The sequence below is a fragment of the Flavobacterium anhuiense genome (assembly GCF_050990855.1).
Lineage (GTDB): Bacteria > Bacteroidota > Bacteroidia > Flavobacteriales > Flavobacteriaceae > Flavobacterium > Flavobacterium anhuiense_C.
The window spans coordinates 3,580,535-3,599,967 of sequence record NZ_CP158861.1 but is presented as its reverse complement, the minus strand read 5'-3'; the positions used below and the strand labels follow the sequence as shown (position 1 = coordinate 3,599,967).

Sequence of the window (19,433 nt, the reverse complement as noted above, 5' to 3'; positions counted from 1 at the left end):
TCTATCTCTTTATTCTAAAATTCATTTATAAGTACTTACTACTCTTAACGATTGGAAATTCAAATTGGATTTCCAATCACTTTTTACAGCAGCATAAAAATTTTCACAAAATTACCGTAAGCACTGTTTTATATAGCTTTTAGGAGAATATCCTTTTACTTTCTTAAAGGTTTTGGATAAATGGCTCACATCGGTAAACCCAAATTCATCTGCAATCTGCTTTAGCTTAAGCCCTCCAATACCCAGTCTTTTTTCAATTAAAGTAACTCTATAATTATCAAGATACTCCTGATATGGCATTCCGAAATGACGCTTAAAATAATTGCTGAAATAAGTTGGAGAAATATTAGAAAAAAGCGAAACCTCTTTGATGGAAAGCTTTTCCCTATTATAAATGTTTTCGTGAATAAAAGAAATTAGCTTTTCAAAATTGAATTCTTCTTTATGCAGACTGACATTTCTCTCCCTTAGAATTTCTTTTATCATACCGAAAATGCTTAAGAGCTGGTAATAAGCAATCGGAGACGCATTAATATTAAGATGTTTGCTGTAGATTACTAAATTTTTTATTGTGGACCGCAGTATTTCATTGCATGGATGATTTATAACTATTTTCACTTCTTTTAACCATCTCATCTCCATAAGAAATTCTGGCGATCCCACTTTAAACTCATCAGGAGCAAGATGTTTTTTGCTTTCAAAATAACTTTCAGTAAATTTCACAAAAGTAAAATGTGTTTCGTCTTCTATTTCAAAAGAATGATATTCGCCTGGTGAAACCAAAAATAAGTCTCCCGACTCATATGCTATAACATCATCATTTAATAAATGAAGACCCTTACCCGAATTTATGTAAATCAATTCGTAATAAGTGTGAGAATGATGAGCCCAACTAAAAACTTTTTCCGTAAAATCATCAATTACAAGGGACTCAAATTGATTCAGAATTTTCATGATTTTGTTTTTTATTACCTAAAAGTGAAACAAAATTACAAATTTTAATCCTAAAAGCATTTAGGGTGTATTATCATCAGTATTAGCCTAATTAAAGATAATCAACGCTTGTACCAACTTGATATCAATTACGAATTTGATTTTTTATAATTTATCCTGAAACATTTTTTTATGATCGCCTCCCCAAGACTTTAAAGCATCCCACAACGGCACAAGCGAACATGCCATAGAAGTTAGCTCATACTCAACTCTTGGAGGCACCTCGGCATAAACAGTACGTTTGACCAAACCGTCTTCTTCAAGATTTTTTAATTGTAAAGTAAGCATTCGTTCAGTAATTGGGTGTATTTCTTTTTTGAGCTCTTTATAACGCATTTTTCGATTATGGAGCTTGCTTAAAATATAAAGTTTCCACCTGCCGCCCAATTTATCTAAAGCATATATCAAATCACAATCATTGTGAATTATTTCTTCATTAATACTGTAAGTAGAAGTTTCTTTCCTTTTCGCCATTTCAAAATACATTATAACATTACAACATACAAAGGTAATCAATTGATTTACAAATAGCCCGTATTGCTCAATACATACAAAATTGTTCGTAACATACAATCGAAACCGATATTGGCATAGCCTTTTTAGCTCTGTAAATTTGCCTCAGTTTTTAATTTCATTCTTTCTACAGAATACAAAAATATATTATTATGAATCGAGAAAAAAGAATAGATCCATTTGCACCGCACAGCATTGGAAAATTACATTTAAAAAATAGGTTTGCCCTGGCACCAATGACAAGAATCAGCGCTTCAATCGACGGTATACCGTCTGAAAAAATGCTTCAATACTACAAAAGTTTTGCAGAAGGCGGGTTTGGGCTTATTATAACCGAAGGTACTTACATAGATGATAAATATAGTCAGACTTATCAGTATCAGCCTGGAATTGTATTTGAAAAACATATCGAGGGATGGAAAAAAATACAAGAAGCAATTCATGAATCTGGCGCAAAAGCGATTATGCAGATCCAGCATTCTGGAGCACTTTCACAAGGAAATTATTATTCAACAAAAACAATTGCACCATCTGCCATAAAGCCCTTGGGAAAACAATTAGAATTTTACCATGGTAAAGGGGAATATCAAACTCCTTCAGAAGCTACCCTTTCTGAAATCGAACAAATAAAGAGTGCTTTTGTAAAAGCAGCAATAAATGCCCAAAAAGCAGGTTTTGATGGTGTTGAAATACATGGTGCAAATGGGTATTTTCTAGATCAGTTTCTGTCTAGTTATACTAATTTAAGAACAGATCAGTACGGCGGTTCTTTTGAAAATCGCGTGCGTCTTTTGACTGAAGTTATTAAAGATGTGCGAGAAAATGTTAAACCTGAATTTATTGTAGGAATTCGAATTTCACAAGGAAAAGTAAACGATTATCATCATAAGTGGGAAGGCATTAATGAGGCAGAAATTATTTTTAATGAACTTACTGGTGCAGGCATTGATTACCTTCATATTACTGAATTCAACGCAGCTTTGCCAGCATTTAATCAAAAGCAACCAGATGATGAAAGAGTACCATCACTTGCGCTTTTAGCAAAAAAAATAACTGGATTGCCAATACTAAGCAATGGATCAATCGATTCAATAGAATCTGTAAACCATATGCTTAATAGCGAAGAATCAGACTTTGTCACAATCGGTAAGGCGGCACTAGCAAATCACAATTTCCCTATTCTTCTAAAGAATAGACAAGAAACTCAACAATTTGACTCAGAAAAAATTCTTCGGCCATTTGCTGATTTAAAAGATTTTGAGTACTCTAACAATTAAATTTAAACTTTGAAACATTTACTCAACACTTGATCACTACTAATTTTTGACCTGCATTTAAATTTATATTTCTAGTATTTTTAATTAAATATTAAAACTTATGACGATGCAAATAATCAATAATTATAGTAACTAGGTTGGAGAATAAAAAGTAATTCTGTATTTCTGGTTTATTTGAGAAATCCCCCCTGCGATAGATACAAAATGGTTTGTAAATTGTTCAGTAAGGGCCACTGTACGGGACAAAAGACAATTTTTATCTTCTGTCCCTTTTTTATCCTCTAATACCTCATTTAAAAGCGTTTAATATGCTAAGAAATCCTATTCCAAGATTTATCATTCAAATGTGATTTTCTCTACCCTACTAATTTTTACATCATCTTCTTGCAGTGAATTTAAAAAATCGCTCGCTACAAATGCTTCTCCCAATGTCTTTACGCCTTTTGAAGCTGCACTTCCAGATAAAATTCTGTTCACAGCCTCTACAACTAAGGGAGCAGTGATAGCATAAATATCTTGGCCTTGAGCCGAAATTCTTCTTTCTTCATAATCTTTTAAAGCAACGACTTCAAGACTGAATTGTTGCGAAGATCTATTTTTTTCATCTGTCGGTTTTGGCTCTGGCGTACTGCTTTTTCTTAGATCATTTAAAGAGTTCTGACTTAAATAGGTAGTAACCGTATTCACGTTTAAATGGCTCGAAATCGTAATGATTTCTGAAAGAGGCAGACTTACCACTTCTTTGTTGCCTATTGGTTCTTTAAAATTCCATTCTTTTGAAGGCGTTGGCTCAAGTTCTATTAAACGATGGTCTTTGAATGTTAATCTTTTGTAGTGATTTCTATCTCCTGTCAATCTCGTCCCTTTTGTAGGATGCCACGAATCCAGACCAATATACACGTTGATTTCATCTGTATGCTCCCACTCTTTTGTTAATTGAGTTGCTAAAATATCGGCCAATCCACCATAAAAGGCCGCTGCTGGAATGATTAAGATTTCTTTATTTTTGGCTTCTTCTGAAAATTCTTCTATAATATCCAACACTGGTTTTTGCTCTGCCGATAAATCAATATAATGGCTGCCAGATATCAACGCTGATTTAATTATGGGTGCTGCAGTATCTAAATAGGGACCAGCAGCGTTTATAATAATTTTGGTGTCTTTAAAAGCTTCGTCTAATGATTTTGGATCATTAATGTCTGCTACTTTTATTTCCGAATCTGGAAAAACCGGAAGCAAAGCAGTCAATTTTTCCGAATCTCTTCCAGAGAGAACCAAATTTCTATAACCTTGTCTGTAAAGTTCTGCTACAATAAACTTTCCTGTATGTCCGTATGCTCCGTAAACTGCAATTGTATTTTTCATAAACTGTATTTTTTAGGTATCATCCTTTCAGATGATTATTATATATTTTGAAAGGTTGTTTTTTTATTGAATAACCAATAAAGTATTTTGAGTGGTGATTAATTGCTGCATGGATTGTTTTAGCTGGTTGCTCATTTCATTAATCAATTTTTGTTTTAATTGATACTCTTTTTCATTTTCAAAAGAGGTAATGGAAACCAACAGATTTTTGTCCTGAAAAGCTGGAAGTCTCGGAAAATCATTTTCTTGCATCTCACTGACCCAAAGTGTTGTATTTTTGATTGCTATGCTTTCTAAAAATGGCACATATTCCGTATTAAAAAGAACAATTACTTTGTCCAGCGTACTGTTGCAAGTATAAAAGTTCACTTCAACAATTTTATGACTCATTTCTAGGAAATTGGCAGGAATGCTTTTGGCAAGGGGACGCAGTAAATAAACGTTGTCTGAACTGATCATCATGTCATTGGCTCCTTTTCCAAAGTCCTTCCAAGTTTTACTGTCAATATAAAAATCATTTAAGAATTTAACTCTTGTCTGCATATCCTTAAAACCTCTAAACCAAATAAATCTATCATTTGTTCTATCAATTTTATATTGTCCCAAAGTATAGCCTCCAAGATTATGCATTGGGGCAACAAAATAAGTATTGAAGTACTTTTTAAACCTGTCTGCTGTATTGGGCTTCAATAAATAATTGCGAAGTTCTAATACAGTAATTTCTTGAGCGTTTGATTCTTGAGCGTTTGTCATAATTCTTAATTCTTAAAATGATTAAAAAACGGAGTAAAAACAAATCTATCACGAGTAAATATCAGAATCCGTTTAATAAAATATGCTGCTAATTCCTCTAACAAAGAAAACAATATAATATCTTTACCACAAGTACATACAAAAAAGTATCCTACATACCAAAACTATACTAATACTGAAAATCAGCATTTTAAAAATTAAAAAAATGACAAAAAAAATAAACGTAAAAGCATATTGCCCAGTCGATTACGCTTTTCAGCGAATTGGAGGAAAATATAAAGGCCGAATTTTGTGGTCGTTAAAAGATGATGTCTTACGCTATGGCGAGTTAAAAAAAACTATTGAAGGAATCACACCAAAAATGCTTACCCAGACTTTAAAAGAATTAGAAGCTGACGGATTGATTTTCAGAAAAGTGTATCTCGAAGTACCGCCTCGAGTTGAATATTCTTTGTCTGAAACGGGTGTTGAGTTAATTCCTTTCATCAACCAAATGAGTGCTTGGGCTGAAAAACAAATGGCTTTGATTAAGATTTAAAATATATCTTAAAAATAGATCATTTGATAAATGAAAAGGAATATTTGTACTGGGCCATATCATCAATGGAAGATCAAAAAATTCTAGATTCTGCCTATCTATGGAATTTTGATTACGAACTGCTTGCTGCATTTCAATCCAAAGATCATAGGCCTGAAGCGTTACAACAGTAATAGAGTTTGCTTTAAATCATAACGGCTTTTCCGTCAGCAGATAAGAGTAATTCCGTCTCGATATTAAAAAATTTAGATTTAAATAAACACAATAGCATAGAAAACATAACCATCTATATTTTAAAATCCAGTTAGTTTTTATGGCACTTTTGAGACAAATACAAATTTTGCTTTTACTGCTTCTATCCGTTAAAGGCTATTCGCAGCAAATTACTGAGCCTGCTTTTATTCACAAGGATGAAAAAGATCCTAAATTATCCAACTTGTATAGCTTTATCACCAACGATGTATGGAAAGCATATGAAGATTATTGTTTTAAGGGATCGGGAACCGTACGATTTCAAATATTAAAAAATGGAACGGTAGCCAATTTAGAAATCAAAGGCAATCTTCCTGAAGTTTTGCAAAATCATATTAAACGTAAAATTTACGAAACCGAAAAACGATGGTCTTTTGCAAACCAAAACACAGAAATATCAAAATGCTTTGTTTTTATGTACTATCTAGATTTTCACCTTACTCCAGATTGTCCGAAGTCTGATGAAAAAGAGGACCGAATACATGATGTTTTCAGCAATGTATTTCAACTTTTTCAGAGAAGAGATACTATGATCGAAACCCCCACTAGTTATTTATTCATGCCTGTTTACATTACTGCAATATATTAATGCATTGACGCAACATGGTTAAATGAAAAATATATTTTTTTAATTCTCTCTTTTAATCCTTTGCGAATCGAATAATTAAGTTTGAAACTTCATGAACAGAGCGTGCTGGCCTGTTTTCATCTGGCACAACCAAACGGAATGGCCCTACTCCATTTTCTAATGCTTTTCCGTCTTTTTTATCGGCTAAAATAATTACTCTGTTGGTAAAAACGGGATCTACTTCTGCTAAAGAAAAAATAACTTCGTAACCATCGCTTGCACGAACCAGCAGGTATTTTGTCAAGTTTTCTCCTTTAAGTTCTTTTCCAAGTGTTACTCCAGCCTGTTTTAATAACTCAATAACAGGAACTCCAGAATATTGCTGTATCTTACCATCACGATCTTTCATGTTAGCTTCTACGTGAGGCATTTTCGCAAAATCCGAAATACTTATTGAAAGTGTTTTTTGAACCTCACCTTCTACTTTTATAAAAGCCTCTTTAGAAGAATTTTGCGCTTGCAGATGAGAAATGCTTGCATTAAATAAAGTTACCAGAAAAATAATAGCTGAAAAATGCTTTTTCATGTTTGTTGTTTTAATAGTTAATTATTTCTTTTCAAATGTGGATCAGAAAATTTTGGATCATTGATAAAAGTAGAATCCGTCAGCATTTTAAGAAAACTAATTACATCTAATTTTTCACTTGCTGTAAGTCCGAGATTTTTTCCATTTATAACGTTCGAACGGTCTTTCAATGATATGCTTAAAGTTTTACTCGAATTGATATGTTCGTTATAATGATCTACTACTTCTTCTAGCGTTTTAAATCTTCCGTCATGCATATAAGGCGCGGTAAGCGCAATGTTACGAAGTGTGGCTACCCTAAATCTTCCCCGATCATTTGGCATTCCGGTCAATTCCTCACGACCTATGTCTTTTGGTTCTGTATCAAGGCCATTATTGTGGAATAATTCCATATACATTTTTGGCGTTCCGTGGCATTGCGCGCAATTGGCACCGCGAATTTTTTTTTCAGGCTGCGGCGAATTCATAAACAATTCCATACCATTTAATTCTTGTTTTGAAGGCTTATACTCGCCTTTCAGATATTTATCGTAATTTGAATTTGCCGATATTAAAGTACGTTCAAACTGAGCAATTGCTTTTGTAATTCTGTCTGCTGTTATTTCAGCTGTTCCAAATGCTTGTCTAAAAAGAGGAGGATATTCTTTTGCTTTCTGAAGCTCCTTAACGGCTTCATTCAAATACGATCCCATTTCGTGCGGATCATTTAGCGGAAATTTGGCTTGATCTTCTAAACCTTTTGCTCTTCCATCCCAGAAAAAATTTCGAACCCAAAGCAAATTTGCCAGCGACATCGAACTGCGTTTGGTAGGAATACCATTTACGCCAGCACTAAAGGCTTTTCCATCTGTAAATGCCAATTTCTGCTGATGACAGCTTGCACAAGAAATTGTTTTGCTCGATGATAATTTTGTTTCATAAAACAGCATTCTACCCAAAAAAACGCCCTGTTTTGTAGTCGCATTATCTTCAGGAATACTAATTCTGTTTCCAAAATAATCTGGATATTCTAAGTTATAAGGATCCGTATATACAGGCTCTATGTCAGTAACAGCCATAAATAATGCCGCTGCTGCTAACACAAATAATAATGTGATTTTTTTATGATACGATGTAATATGCATTGTCTTTTATAAAAGAACCATTTCAATAATTTATAAATCCTCACTATGCTTTAAAATGAATACTGCTACTCAAAAAGATGACTCTTTATACAAAAAAAAGAAAACTGTCAATCGTTTTTTTAATCTTACTTCAAAATTTGAATTATCGGATTGAATGCTTTCGAAGCTACCAATACTTTCTGCCCAATTTTATATTCTTTTGCCTCTTCTTCTGTGGCAACTACTTTTACAATAGCATTTCCTGAAGAAACTTGAACAATATAAACGATATCGCTTTTAGCAATGCTAATAATTTCTCCCGTTAATTGAAACTTACTGCTGATTTTCTGTTCGGAAAAAACAGTTTCAGGGGTTCCTTCTTTTACAATCTTCCCTTTCTCAACAACTATAACTTTATCTGAAAGTTTAAAAATCTCAGAAATAGAATGGCTGACCATCAAAGTAGTCAAATTATATTTTTGATGAATTTTCAGAATATAATCTTGAAGCTTAAATCGCATTTCATCGTCTAATGCTGACAAAGGCTCATCTAACAAAAGTATTTCAGGCTTTCGGACAATTGCTCGCGCTAATGCTGCGCGCTGTTTTTGTCCGCCTGATAAATTCTGTGGTTTGCTATGTTGCAATGACTGCAATTCCATTAACTCTATCAGTTCAGAAATAATTTCTTTAGAATCGTTTTTAGATAAAGCAAACTCTAGATTTTCTTTTACAGTCAAATTGGGAAATAAAGCAAAGTCCTGAAAAACAAAACCAATAGAACGTTTTTGAACAGAAAGATGTATTTTCTTTGCAGAATCGTCCCAAACAGAATCTTCTACTTTTACCGTTGCTTTTTCTGCCTGAGTAAGTCCGGCTAAAATTCTGAGAATAGTGGTTTTACCAGCTCCAGAATTTCCATAAATAGCAACAAATTCTCCTTTTTTAATAGTCAGAGAGATATCCAACGGCGATTCGCCATCTGCTGTTTGGAGCATTTTATAAGCATCTAACTGTATCATTAATAAAGAGTTGTTTTTCTGGATTTGTTATTGATTAAATGAACTGCCAACAGGATTGAAAATGAAAACACAAACAATATTCCAGCATATATATTGGCGTTTTGGTAATTCATAGATTCTACTTCTTCGTAAATCGCGATCGAAACTACTTTTGTTTCTTCCGGAATACTTCCGCCAACCATTAAAACAACGCCAAATTCTCCTAAAGTGTGGGCAAATGTCATAATGATTCCCGTAAATAAAGAAGCGCGAATATTAGGAAGCAAAATTTTTGTAACCGTCGTAAATCTCGATTTCCCTAACGTAAAAGACGCTTCCTGCAAAGCTGGAGAAAGATTTTTCAATCCTGACAAAATCGGATTTACCATAAAAGGCAAACTGTACAGAACGGAAGCTAGAATTAATCCTTCAAAAGTAAAAACCAATCTCACATCAAAATAATCCGACAGAAATTTGCCAAAAGCATTTTCCGGACTAAAAGCGATTAAAAGATAAAAACCTAAAACAGATGGCGGTAAAACCAAAGGCAAACTTATTAAAGCTTCAACAATGGCTTTTAATCGAAATCGGCTGTAGCACAACCAATAGCATAGCGGAATTGCAACCACTAAAAGAATTAAAGTGGTAATTAAAGCCAATTTTGCAGTAAGCCATAAAGGTTCTAGATTAATCATTGGCCGCTAAACTTACTTCGTTTGTTTTTATTAAAGCCATTACGTTTTGGTTCTCTTTTAGATCTAACTGTTCGCACGCATTGCTCGTAATAATAGATTGTATCTTTTCTTCTCCAATCGATAACGTAAGCTGGCTCAAAATTACACCTTTTTTTATATTCTCAATACGACAAAGAATCTGATTTTGAATGCTGATAGACGTATTTAAATCTTTAGAAATAATGACTTCGGTTTCCTTAAAGATAATTTTTACGGCTTTATTTTCTTGCAAATAATCTGATGTATTTGGCGTATCTAAAACAATCGAAGAAAAAATATTGGTGTTCGATTTTACTTTGACTAAAGAAATGCCTTCATGAGATTGAATTTCACCTATAATTCCTTTTAGTACATTCATTTTGTCTTTGTATCGTATCCGTAATATTTTAGAATGGCAATTGCTTTTTTAGAAGATATAAAGTTATAAAATTTTAAAGCATTCGCATTGTCTTTTCCGTGTTTCAAGATTACGCATCCTTGTTCTAAAGGAGAATGGCTTTTTTCTGGAATGATATAATACTTTCCTCCTTCTTTCTGCATATTTGGAGTAAGAACAAGCGATAAAGCTGTAATTCCGATATCGGCATTTCCAGTCGTAATAAATTGAGTGGCTTGGGTAATATTATCTCCAAAAACCAATTTGCTTTTTACTTTATCGTAAATCTTATAGAATTTTAAGCTTTCTACTGCTTTTTCGCCGTATGGCGCAGTTGACGGGTTTCCGATGGCTATTTTTCGAACAGATGCATCAAGAAGACTATTCATTTTTGCTTTATTAGGATCTGTTTTTTTGCTCCAGATTACCAATTTTCCTGTTGCATACATTTTCACTTTTGAAGCTGCTTTTTTATTGCTTTCCAATTTTTTTGGATAATCCATATCTGCCGAAAAGAATAAATCAAACGGAGCTCCATTCGAAATCTGTTCGTAAAACTTACCTGAAGCTCCATATGTAATCTTCGGACTTACACCAGGATATTGTGACTTAAAAACCGTATTTACCGAATCTAAAGCTATTTTAAGATTGGCCGCAGCGACAATTGTAAATTTCTGTTGAGCATGAAGCGTTCCAAAAGACAATACTGAAAACAATGTCAGATATACTAAAAATCTTTTTTTGGTTTCATACTGAAATGCTTTGTTGCGCTGCCTCATAACAAACTAAATAAATATTATAATTGTAAAAATAGGCATTCTCTTGCAGACTTAAAAAACTAATCTTGTTTAGCAAAAAGTTTACTGCAAATCTATTCGTTGATGGTTGATTTTGTTTTGTTGGTATGCGTGTAATAAATAGCCATACCCGTAAAAAGTAATCCGCCAACTATATTTCCTGCCGTAACAATCAACTGGTTGTAGAGCCACCAATCGCTTATAGTGACTTTAGCGCCAAACATCATACCCGCCGGAATTACAAACATATTAACCACAGCGTGCTCATATCCTAAGGCAAAAAAGATAAAAATAGGAATACCAGCCGCTAAAATTTTGCCTAATGTCGACTTTGAAGTCATTGACATAATTACGCCCATGCAAACCATCCAATTGCAGAGAATTGCTTTTACAAAAGCAGAAAAAAGTCCTAACATGCCGTGGCCAGCGTAACCTATCGTTTTCTTTTCGCTTATTTTAATCATTGCCTGCTCAATTAAGCCCAACTCTTTTATTTGTCCCGTATCTGTAGATGCTGCCCAAAACAAAACTGCAAACAATAAACTTCCAAGCAAATTACCTATAAATACCCATGTTAGATTTTTAAGCATTTTAGAACCAGTTATTTTCCCCTCCATCCAAGCTAATGGCACTAGTGAAAAGCTTCCTGTTACCAATTCAAGACCAAGAATGACAATAATTACAAATCCAACAGGAAATACAAAAGCTCCAATTAAGCTTAATGACGTTTGTGTAGTGGCCATTAAAGCAAGAGCTACAGAAATGGCTAGCAAAGCTCCCGATAAAGCGCCTCTAATTAATAAATCCTTGATACTCAGTTTTGATTTATTGATTGCAGTTGTCATCATATTTTCTGCAACCTCTTGAGGTGTGTTGTAGTCCATCATATTTTAAAAATTTAGATTAATACATCATCATTCACTTTTGAAGGGAAATAGATATTTATACTTACAAATATAAGTATTAATACTTAATAAAAACTACGTATCTATAAAATTTAATCCAACTTCTCTATTTTATTTTTCCTATCTTTATGTTGAAGCCCTTAATGAAGATTGTTTTAATGCTATAATTTTCATTATTAAAATTGACGCCAATAAAACGACAAGGATTATGAGAATTAGTATTCTTTTGACAGTATTTCTATTTATAACAATGAGTTCCTGTAAATCATCTAAAGCAGTTGATTTTAAGGGATCTCTGGACCAATCAGAACACAAAGCTTTTGATATTATCGTTGGAAAAAATGGTTCTGGCGAAAAAAAACTGGAATATCTGGTCAAAGAAGATTACACTAATGCTATAAAAACCGTAGATCAACAAAGTAAAGAATTTGATCTATTAATTGCTGACATTAGCAAGCTTTCTACTGATGGAATATCAGAAGCAGAACCACTTAAAACGGCCTCTCTCGAATATTATCAAGCTCTAAAAGAGCTGCATTCATTCGATAAAAAAGAAATAAAACAGCAAGCACTTCTAAAAATAGCAAAAGACACTGAATTGAAAAATGCCCAAAACAAGCTTATAGCGTTAGCACATCAAAAAAAGACACTTTATAATGTAGTATACAAAAAAGAAGCGCTTCTTCATAACGCTTCTGAAGCCTTTAGGAATGCTAATGGTTTATAATAGAGGATTTTCTATTCAACTTTCTGCTGTATGTTATTGATTTTACAGAAAAAAAAGGCAGAAATGTGGAGCTTTATAGAGCGCTAATCGTTAGAGCGGATTTGCAATCCGTGCCCGCAAAGTATATCTTAACAGATTAAAAAAGAAAATGCTTTTTTTTATTTACGTTTCCTAAAATATTTAGGGACATAAAATAATATAAAAATTACCAGAATAATAAATACAATTTCCATTTTTGAGTTTAATTAGATTTTAATTATAAAATTAAATTATTAAAACAGTTTCATGATACCCGATTCCCCCTTGCTGGCGCGAGCGTCTCGCTCGTGAACATACGGTTTGAAATCAGAAGTATATCTAGAAAATTTACTAAGAATAAATTTATTGCAAAATATAAACGCTCTGTAACTTTCAGCAATTTAAATACACAAATTGGTACTAAAACAAATTATTTTTATGAAATGCTTTAAAATACTCATTCTTATATTTATTTCACAGATTTCTATTTCACAGAATAGAGAGGATATTAAAAAAATGGACACTATATATTTATCCTTCAATAAATCAAAATACAATGTGAGGATGGATTATCCAGAAGAAAAAAATGGATTTAAAAATAGAAGCTTTACCTTTAATTATAAAAAAGACAGCCAAAATAGTTTTGTATTTGAACTGGATAGAAATAAGGTTTTGGAAAACAAAAAGGTTGAAGAGTCATTTTTAAAAAAGAACAAAAATAAAATAATAAACATGCAACCTCTTAAAACAATGGGATATCAAGATGCAGCATGTAATGTTTTTAATCGCCTAAAGGTGATTTATGTTATTGATTTTACAGAAAAGAAAGGCGGAAATGTGGAGCTTTATAGAGTACTATCAATGAATATTTGTTATGTAAAAGAATAAGTATGTATAAATTCCCTCTGCTCGCGTGAGCGTCCCGCTCGTGCACACACATAAGATCAATTTCTATTTTCAGGTAACTATTCAATTTTTTCTAGAACAAGAAATACTGTACGTTCACGAGCGGGACGCTCTCGCTAGCGGGGAAGTTCTACGATTCTAGGAAAAACACCTCCCTGCGGACAAACTAATTAATTCATTAAAAGAAGATAAATAAACAAATTATGAAAAAGTATATATTTTTGTCGTTAACATTTTTATTCGTAATCAATTCGAAAGCACAGGAAAAAATCAAAGACACACTTTATTTTGATTTAGATAATTCATATATATATGAATCAAAGTCTGTTCCTAACAAGTTTTTATTAAAAGATAAAAATAGTGACGAGGAGTTTTATTTTGTGGGAACTAAAGTAGAATGTAATTTGAAGCCAAAAAACATTCTTTGTTTAAAAGAGGTAATAAGAGTTCCAAAATATTATTCTGAAAAGAAAAAAGAGAAATTAGACAATTATGAGCTGTTAAACTTTTTCAGTGCTTCAACTATATATTTGGTTAGGAAAATTAATGATAAATTTGAATTCATTAATGTAAATCCAATTATTGAACATTACGATTAGAGAAACTATAAGAATAATAGAAGCCCTTAAATGAAAATTTAAAGGCTTCTATTATGTAATTTTTCTTTATGCCCCCCTGCTGGTACGAGCGTCCCGCTCGTGCACACACAGAAGACCAATTTCTACTTTCAGATAACTATTCAATTTTTTCTAGAACAAGAAATACTTTACGTCCACGAGCGGAACGCTCGCGCCACTTGGAGAGAACAAAATATTTACTTATTATCAAAACTCCATAAATCCAGTCTAGTAATGTTTTTGATTGTTCCTCCAAACATTCCCATATGGCCTCTAGCATTCATATCAAAAGTTCCCACTATTATAACATACTTTTTATTATAGTCGTTTAAATTTTTCTTTTCAGCAGTTTCTTTTGAAAAATTCACCCAAAAACTATTTTGATATATACCTTTTGAATAATCTTCTTTGTGTAAATAAATTGCAGTCCCTTCAAACTCCAAATTTAAATATCCGATTACTTGAACTTGTTTTCCGTCATATTTTTCAGGAGTCGAAATTAATTTTATTATTGACACATTAAATTCATGAAAAGGCACACCCTGCTTGTTTTCATTTTCTTTTGGTTCTTTAGCAGTTGTTTTATTCTGTGAACAAGCATTTAATAAAAATCCTAATAAAATTAAAATGATATATTTCATGTGGTGCAATTTAGTCGGTACATCAGTTTTTATCAATAGAGAAACGGGTGCGGAAAGTACTTTCGCCCATATCTGAGCGATCTGCTTAAATATCAAAGTTAGAAAAAGCTTAACCCGATCGCACAGATTTGCAATCCGTGCTCGCAAAGTATATTTTAAAAGATTAAAAAAGAAAATGCCTCTTTTTATTTACGTTTCCTAAAATATTTAGGGACATAAAATAATAGAAAAATTACCAGAATAATAAATACAATTTCCATTTTTGAGTTTAATTAGATTTCAATTATAAAATTAAATTATTAAAACAGTTTCATGATATCCGATTCTGCAGATTTGTAATTCTTGCCCGCAAAATATATCTAACAGATTAAATTAACAATAATAAACAACCGCTTCCTTAAATTGCGTAAAAGCATCTTCTTCTTCTCGCCTACGTGATTTGCTAAGAAGAGTCCATGTAGAACAATTAATAATACATGCTTTCATAAATCCGAAAGAGATAATTACGGTAGAAGCGGCACTATTCGATCCAGATTCATACTTGTCTTTTGTAAAAGTATACGATTTTACTTCGCTCCAATACTTTTTTTCGTTCTCTTTATTATTTATAATAAATCCTTCGTGATCAATATACAAGCTAATTCTGCGTAGATTTAGCATAAAAAATACTTTTATAGCAAGCGAGACAAAAAAGATAAGAGAAATAATAACTGTAGTCATATAAAGCCAAACTGGCAAATACGATTGCAGCATCGTCTCCAAATAAAAACAAACCTTTACAAATCCAAAAATCAAAAAGAAAATTACAGGAACGCTATACAACAAGTTGAGGTAACGAAAAGAACTAAAATGTAAAGTCTTTGGAACTTCTAAACTATGCTGCATTTATTTTTTGTTTAAATGGAAATTAATTTCTCTAAATACTCTTCCTTCTTATTTTCCCATTCTATATCTTGATTGTCTTGTGGAATTTCAAGCATTTCTAGAATTCTGTCAATTTCATTTTTTTTCCTTTCGAAATACTCAGTTGCAACTTCTTTTTCACTAAAGAATTCTGTGTGAAACATTAGTCCATAAATTCCAAGCGTAACAGCAAAAGGGATATCTTCTACATTGGCTTCAATCGTTATTCTCGCACCATTTATGTGCTCTTGATCATCTAAAATCTTACCGCCCTCAGAACCTTTCTTCCCAACTGAATTTCCATTGTTGTATTTCATCCAAATTTCTGTAAATTCAATTTCGCCATTCGTAAATTCTTCCAATACTGGTTTTCCGAATATTCTTTTTATAAATTTTTTCACTTAGTTTATAATTCAAAAATGTTACAACTAATTTTTCTTTTTAAAAACCTTATAAAACACAAAAAGAATCCCCAACCAAACCGGAATTAATTCTACGGATAACTCCATGTTCGTCATCCACATGATGGCTAAAATTCCCAATAAAAAGGCGAAACAGATATAATTGCTTACAGGATAAAATATAGAAGCAAACTTCGTTTTGGTGTTTTCTTTATCTTTTGTTTGTCTAAATTTTAGATGCGTATACGAAATCATAACCCAGTTAATAACCAAGCAAGAAACGACTAAAGACATTAAAATACCAAAAGCTTCTTCTGGCATTATTTTATTTATCAAAATACAAATCGCAGCAAAACAAGAAGAAACTAAAATGGCATTAATTGGCACGGAGTGTTTGTTTAATTTCTTTAAAAAACTAGGCGCACTTCCCTGATCTGCTAAACCAAATAACATTCTTGAGTTACTGTAAACACTACTATTATAAACTGATAAAGCGGCAGTTAATACAATTAGATTCAACACATTCGCGATAAGCTTTGTAAAAAAGATTTTCTGTCCAAACAACTCAAATTCCATTCCGTTTAAGTTTTGAAAAACCATTACAAACGGACTGCTATCTGTCGTAATTTGTCTCCAAGGCGACAAGGCAAATAAAATAACCAACGCTCCAACATAAAATATCAGAATTCTATAAATAACTTGATTAGTTGCTTTCGGAATGTTTTTTTCTGGATTTTCTGCTTCGGCAGCGGTAATTCCGATCAATTCTAATCCGCCAAAAGAGAACATAATCAAAGCCATTGCAGACAATAAACCTTGGAAACTTCCATTTGCCGTTTTCTCAAATAAACCTTTTGGAAAAAAACCTCCATCGTTGTACAAATTATGAATGGTAGCTTGCTCTCCTCCTGTTCCACTTACCAGCAAATAAGTTCCAAAAAGAATCATGGCAATAATGGCAACTACTTTTATGATAGAAAACCAAAATTCGGTTTCTCCGTACACTTTTACAGAGGCAAAATTCAGAGCATTAATTACCAAGAAGAAAAACAAACTGGATGCCCAAAGCGGAATTTCTGGCCACCAAAACTGCACATAAACCCCAATAGCTGTAAGTTCGGCCATACTTACCAGAATGTACAAAATCCAATAATTCCAACCTGATGCAAAACCTGCAAACGAACCGCAATATTTATAAGCAAAATAGCTAAAGCTCCCTGAAACAGGTTCTTCAACAACCATTTCGCCCAGTTGTCTCATTATAAAAAAAGCGATAATTCCGGCAATGGCATATCCTAAAATAACAGATGGACCTGCTAATACGGCTGCTGGACCAATACCAAGAAAAAGTCCTGTTCCTATAGATCCGCCTAAGGCAATTAACTGAATGTGTCGGTTTGTGAGTCCACGTTTAAGCTGATTCTCTTCTACAGCATCATGATTATTTTTCACAGATTAGGTTTTAAAGGAGTTAAATATTTTTGGAAATGTACAAAAAGCGAAGATAAGTTAAAAAAGGAATCGTACAATGCATCGTTCTATAGTTATTTTCCCTTTGCGATGCTACAATGCTTGCATTATAGGGAACCTATTTTTAATTCACTACTATACAAATAGTTATCATTAACTACAATTTTAACGAAACGTAAGTTTAATAGTTTAGAGGGAAGATTTTGTAAGAGGATTTTAATTGCATTGCGTTATTTTTAAAATGTACAGCTTGCTGCCGAAGATGCCAGTTATGATACAAAACAAATTTATGGTTCCAACGGCGGAGAAGGAAATCCTTAAATCAGATTTCGCTTTTCTGTTTAAAATCTGTAAACTCTAGTTGAAAAAATATAAGAGTGTTTGGATTCCTTTTTTGAAATTTGTTATAAAAGTCAAACAGTTATGGAAGCAAAATTTAGAAAGGGACAAAATGTAAAACAGGAATTTGGTGGACCAATTATGAAAATAATAGGTTTTGAGCCTGAACTTATTGAAAACGTCATTACACAATGGGAAGATGATGAAGGAACTATAATAACAGGGAAATTTATGGATTCTGTATTAATCCCTGCAAATTAAATACTTCAATAAGAGCGATATACATTAGCGCTCTTTTTTATTCATTTTTAAAATGAAAATTATACAACGCTGCTATTTTAATCTGTAAGAGTAGATTTTAAATCAGCCCTACATTTGCCAATCATTCAAATAATTAAAATACTTACTAACTCTCATATAAAATCAACATGGACAGCAATTTAACAGTAAAACTTAATCCTCATGCCCAAACGGCATTATTGGGAGAAGAAGCACAACAATATGATATGATTGTTTTTAGCAATATCGAATGGCAGTGCGTGTATCAACGCCCTCAACACATTCTTAATCGTATGGCAGAAAGCATGAAAATTCTTTACATCGAAGAACCTTCTTATAATAGTAAAAATAAAAAGTCGGGACATCTAACTATTATTAAAGAGAAACTTCATGTATTAAAACCTAATGTAGCTAACATTGAAACTATTGGAGAAATTCTCCCTTTATACATTAAAAACAAACATATTCCGATTGGTTGGTTTTACGATCCAGCTTTTTGTCCGCTGCTAGAATCATTTCAGTTTGATACAATTGTGTACGACTGCATGAACGAACTTTCTTCACTAAAAGACACCGACAAACAAGTAATCGATCAGGAAAAATATCTAATGGCAAATGCTGATATTGTCTTTACAAACGGAGAATCTTTGTATGAATTGAAAAAACAGGCTCATGATAATGTGCATTATTTTCCAAGTTCTGTAAATGAAACTCATTTTTCAAAAGCCTTGCAAAGCATTTCTATTCCTGCCGATATTGGCGACATTCCTTCTCCAATCGCAGGGTTTTACGGTACAATTGATGAAAGAATTGATTTCAATCTTTTAAAACAAACGGCCGACAAACTACCGAGTGTTTCTTTTGTAATGATTGGCCCTGTACGAATTGAAGAAAATGAATTGCCACAGGCTTCAAACATACATTATTTAGGAACAAAATGTTATGACGAGTTGCCAAACTATTTGAAAGCTTTTGATATAGCCATGTTACCATTTGCAGTAAATGAAACTACAAAATACAGCAATCCTGCTAAAACCTTGGAATATATGGCGGCTAGAAAACCTATTATTTCAACCAAAATTCCAGATGTAGTTCGTAATTGCAACAACTGCATCAACATAATTGAAACAGCAGATGCATTTGCGAAGGAAATTCAGCTTTTATCAGAAAACAAAAATCTGAAAACTCTTGAGTCTGACTATAGAAAAATACTCGACAATACTTCTTGGGATATTACGGTAAACCAAATGAAATCTATAATTAAATTCTTTGCCAAATAACTCCAGTACAATACATTAAAAAAAACCTGTAATCCTAAATTGGATTACAGGTTTTTAAATAATAAAGAAAACCAATCTCTTATTTAACTAA

Annotated in this window: 23 protein-coding genes; 8 read left to right on the top strand and 15 right to left on the bottom strand. The window is 32.6% G+C overall.

The genetic code is table 11. The annotated features are described in order from the left end of the window. Nucleotides 1–111 precede the first annotated feature (111 nt). Together ABTV69_RS16000 and ABTV69_RS15995 are read right to left on the bottom strand one after the other, a co-directional pair. Nucleotides 112–954, bottom strand: coding sequence for a helix-turn-helix domain-containing protein (locus tag ABTV69_RS16000; RefSeq protein WP_433830491.1), 843 nt, complete (start codon nucleotides 952–954; stop codon nucleotides 112–114). A 144-nt stretch (nucleotides 955–1,098) separates the two neighbouring features. Next, a complete protein-coding gene (locus tag ABTV69_RS15995; RefSeq protein WP_433830489.1) occupies nucleotides 1,099–1,467 on the bottom strand; it encodes a winged helix-turn-helix transcriptional regulator in 369 nt (122 codons plus the stop codon). A 191-nt stretch (nucleotides 1,468–1,658) separates the two neighbouring features. On the opposite strand from ABTV69_RS15995, the gene ABTV69_RS15990 reads away from it, so the two are divergent. After that, complete coding sequence (locus ABTV69_RS15990; protein WP_433830487.1) at nucleotides 1,659–2,783, top strand: NADH:flavin oxidoreductase; 1,125 nt, start codon at nucleotides 1,659–1,661, stop codon at nucleotides 2,781–2,783. Nucleotides 2,784–3,119: 336 nt separating this feature from the next. Here ABTV69_RS15990 and ABTV69_RS15985 read toward each other — a convergent pair whose 3' ends face one another. Then, nucleotides 3,120–4,148, bottom strand: coding sequence for a saccharopine dehydrogenase NADP-binding domain-containing protein (locus tag ABTV69_RS15985; protein ID WP_433830485.1), 1,029 nt, complete (start codon nucleotides 4,146–4,148; stop codon nucleotides 3,120–3,122). A 63-nt stretch (nucleotides 4,149–4,211) separates the two neighbouring features. Then, nucleotides 4,212–4,901: a hypothetical protein gene (locus ABTV69_RS15980; RefSeq protein ID WP_433830483.1), complete on the bottom strand. Its 690-nt coding sequence runs from the start codon at nucleotides 4,899–4,901 to the stop codon at nucleotides 4,212–4,214. Between the two features lie 205 nt (nucleotides 4,902–5,106). Here ABTV69_RS15980 and ABTV69_RS15975 point away from each other — a divergent pair, with 205 nt between their 5' ends. Together ABTV69_RS15975 and ABTV69_RS15970 are read left to right on the top strand one after the other, a co-directional pair. Continuing rightward, nucleotides 5,107–5,439, top strand: coding sequence for a winged helix-turn-helix transcriptional regulator (locus tag ABTV69_RS15975; protein WP_433830481.1), 333 nt, complete (start codon nucleotides 5,107–5,109; stop codon nucleotides 5,437–5,439). A gap of 313 nt (nucleotides 5,440–5,752) precedes the next feature. Next, entirely contained in the window at nucleotides 5,753–6,280 is a 528-nt protein-coding gene (locus tag ABTV69_RS15970; RefSeq protein WP_433830479.1) for a hypothetical protein, read from the top strand. A 52-nt stretch (nucleotides 6,281–6,332) separates the two neighbouring features. On the opposite strand, the gene ABTV69_RS15965 is transcribed toward ABTV69_RS15970, so the two are convergent. The 7 genes from ABTV69_RS15965 to ABTV69_RS15935 all read right to left on the bottom strand — a co-directional run bounded on the left by ABTV69_RS15965 (nucleotide 6,333) and on the right by ABTV69_RS15935 (nucleotide 11,743). Continuing rightward, nucleotides 6,333–6,845 (bottom strand): molybdopterin-dependent oxidoreductase, encoded by a 513-nt coding sequence (locus tag ABTV69_RS15965; RefSeq protein WP_433830477.1) that lies wholly within the window; start codon nucleotides 6,843–6,845, stop codon nucleotides 6,333–6,335. 17 nt (nucleotides 6,846–6,862) lie between these two features. Continuing rightward, a complete protein-coding gene (locus ABTV69_RS15960; protein WP_433830475.1) occupies nucleotides 6,863–7,969 on the bottom strand; it encodes a cytochrome-c peroxidase in 1,107 nt (368 codons plus the stop codon). Between the two features lie 125 nt (nucleotides 7,970–8,094). After that, on the bottom strand, nucleotides 8,095–8,970 hold the full coding sequence (locus ABTV69_RS15955; RefSeq protein WP_433830473.1) for an ABC transporter ATP-binding protein: 876 nt from the start codon (nucleotides 8,968–8,970) through the stop codon (nucleotides 8,095–8,097). Further along, nucleotides 8,970–9,644, bottom strand: coding sequence for a molybdate ABC transporter permease subunit (gene modB / locus ABTV69_RS15950; protein ID WP_433830471.1), 675 nt, complete (start codon nucleotides 9,642–9,644; stop codon nucleotides 8,970–8,972). The genes ABTV69_RS15955 and modB overlap by 1 nt, the downstream gene beginning before the upstream one ends. Next, the gene (locus ABTV69_RS15945; RefSeq protein WP_433830469.1) at nucleotides 9,637–10,041 is read right to left on the bottom strand and encodes a TOBE domain-containing protein; all 405 of its coding nucleotides are present in this window, start codon (nucleotides 10,039–10,041) and stop codon (nucleotides 9,637–9,639) included. Before ABTV69_RS15945 ends, modB begins: the two co-directional genes overlap by 8 nt. Continuing rightward, complete coding sequence (gene modA / locus ABTV69_RS15940) at nucleotides 10,038–10,838, bottom strand: molybdate ABC transporter substrate-binding protein (RefSeq protein ID WP_433830467.1); 801 nt, start codon at nucleotides 10,836–10,838, stop codon at nucleotides 10,038–10,040. The genes ABTV69_RS15945 and modA overlap by 4 nt, the downstream gene beginning before the upstream one ends. Before the next feature lie 92 nt (nucleotides 10,839–10,930). Further along, nucleotides 10,931–11,743, bottom strand: a complete 813-nt coding sequence (locus ABTV69_RS15935; RefSeq protein ID WP_433830465.1) for a formate/nitrite transporter family protein — start codon at nucleotides 11,741–11,743, stop codon at nucleotides 10,931–10,933. Between the two features lie 226 nt (nucleotides 11,744–11,969). On the opposite strand from ABTV69_RS15935, the gene ABTV69_RS15930 reads away from it, so the two are divergent. The 3 genes from ABTV69_RS15930 to ABTV69_RS15920 all read left to right on the top strand — a co-directional run bounded on the left by ABTV69_RS15930 (nucleotide 11,970) and on the right by ABTV69_RS15920 (nucleotide 14,011). Then, nucleotides 11,970–12,488 carry a hypothetical protein gene (locus ABTV69_RS15930; protein ID WP_433830463.1) on the top strand — a complete coding sequence of 173 codons (519 nt, stop codon included), beginning with the start codon at nucleotides 11,970–11,972 and terminating at the stop codon, nucleotides 12,486–12,488. A gap of 534 nt (nucleotides 12,489–13,022) precedes the next feature. Continuing rightward, nucleotides 13,023–13,394 carry a hypothetical protein gene (locus ABTV69_RS15925; protein ID WP_433830461.1) on the top strand — a complete coding sequence of 124 codons (372 nt, stop codon included), beginning with the start codon at nucleotides 13,023–13,025 and terminating at the stop codon, nucleotides 13,392–13,394. Nucleotides 13,395–13,615: 221 nt separating this feature from the next. Next, nucleotides 13,616–14,011 carry a hypothetical protein gene (locus tag ABTV69_RS15920; RefSeq protein ID WP_433830459.1) on the top strand — a complete coding sequence of 132 codons (396 nt, stop codon included), beginning with the start codon at nucleotides 13,616–13,618 and terminating at the stop codon, nucleotides 14,009–14,011. Nucleotides 14,012–14,226: 215 nt separating this feature from the next. Here ABTV69_RS15920 and ABTV69_RS15915 read toward each other — a convergent pair whose 3' ends face one another. The 4 genes from ABTV69_RS15915 to ABTV69_RS15900 all read right to left on the bottom strand — a co-directional run bounded on the left by ABTV69_RS15915 (nucleotide 14,227) and on the right by ABTV69_RS15900 (nucleotide 17,426). Further along, complete coding sequence (locus ABTV69_RS15915) at nucleotides 14,227–14,670, bottom strand: hypothetical protein (protein ID WP_433830457.1); 444 nt, start codon at nucleotides 14,668–14,670, stop codon at nucleotides 14,227–14,229. A gap of 372 nt (nucleotides 14,671–15,042) precedes the next feature. Continuing rightward, nucleotides 15,043–15,555: a hypothetical protein gene (locus ABTV69_RS15910; protein WP_433830455.1), complete on the bottom strand. Its 513-nt coding sequence runs from the start codon at nucleotides 15,553–15,555 to the stop codon at nucleotides 15,043–15,045. 11 nt (nucleotides 15,556–15,566) lie between these two features. Further along, complete coding sequence (locus ABTV69_RS15905; protein ID WP_433830453.1) at nucleotides 15,567–15,974, bottom strand: hypothetical protein; 408 nt, start codon at nucleotides 15,972–15,974, stop codon at nucleotides 15,567–15,569. A 27-nt stretch (nucleotides 15,975–16,001) separates the two neighbouring features. Further along, nucleotides 16,002–17,426 (bottom strand): amino acid permease, encoded by a 1,425-nt coding sequence (locus tag ABTV69_RS15900; RefSeq protein WP_433830451.1) that lies wholly within the window; start codon nucleotides 17,424–17,426, stop codon nucleotides 16,002–16,004. A gap of 441 nt (nucleotides 17,427–17,867) precedes the next feature. On the opposite strand from ABTV69_RS15900, the gene ABTV69_RS15895 reads away from it, so the two are divergent. Together ABTV69_RS15895 and ABTV69_RS15890 are read left to right on the top strand one after the other, a co-directional pair. Continuing rightward, nucleotides 17,868–18,044: a hypothetical protein gene (locus tag ABTV69_RS15895; protein WP_433830449.1), complete on the top strand. Its 177-nt coding sequence runs from the start codon at nucleotides 17,868–17,870 to the stop codon at nucleotides 18,042–18,044. A 167-nt stretch (nucleotides 18,045–18,211) separates the two neighbouring features. Next, entirely contained in the window at nucleotides 18,212–19,342 is a 1,131-nt protein-coding gene (locus ABTV69_RS15890) for a glycosyltransferase (RefSeq protein WP_433830447.1), read from the top strand. Nucleotides 19,343–19,433: the final 91 nt, after the last annotated feature.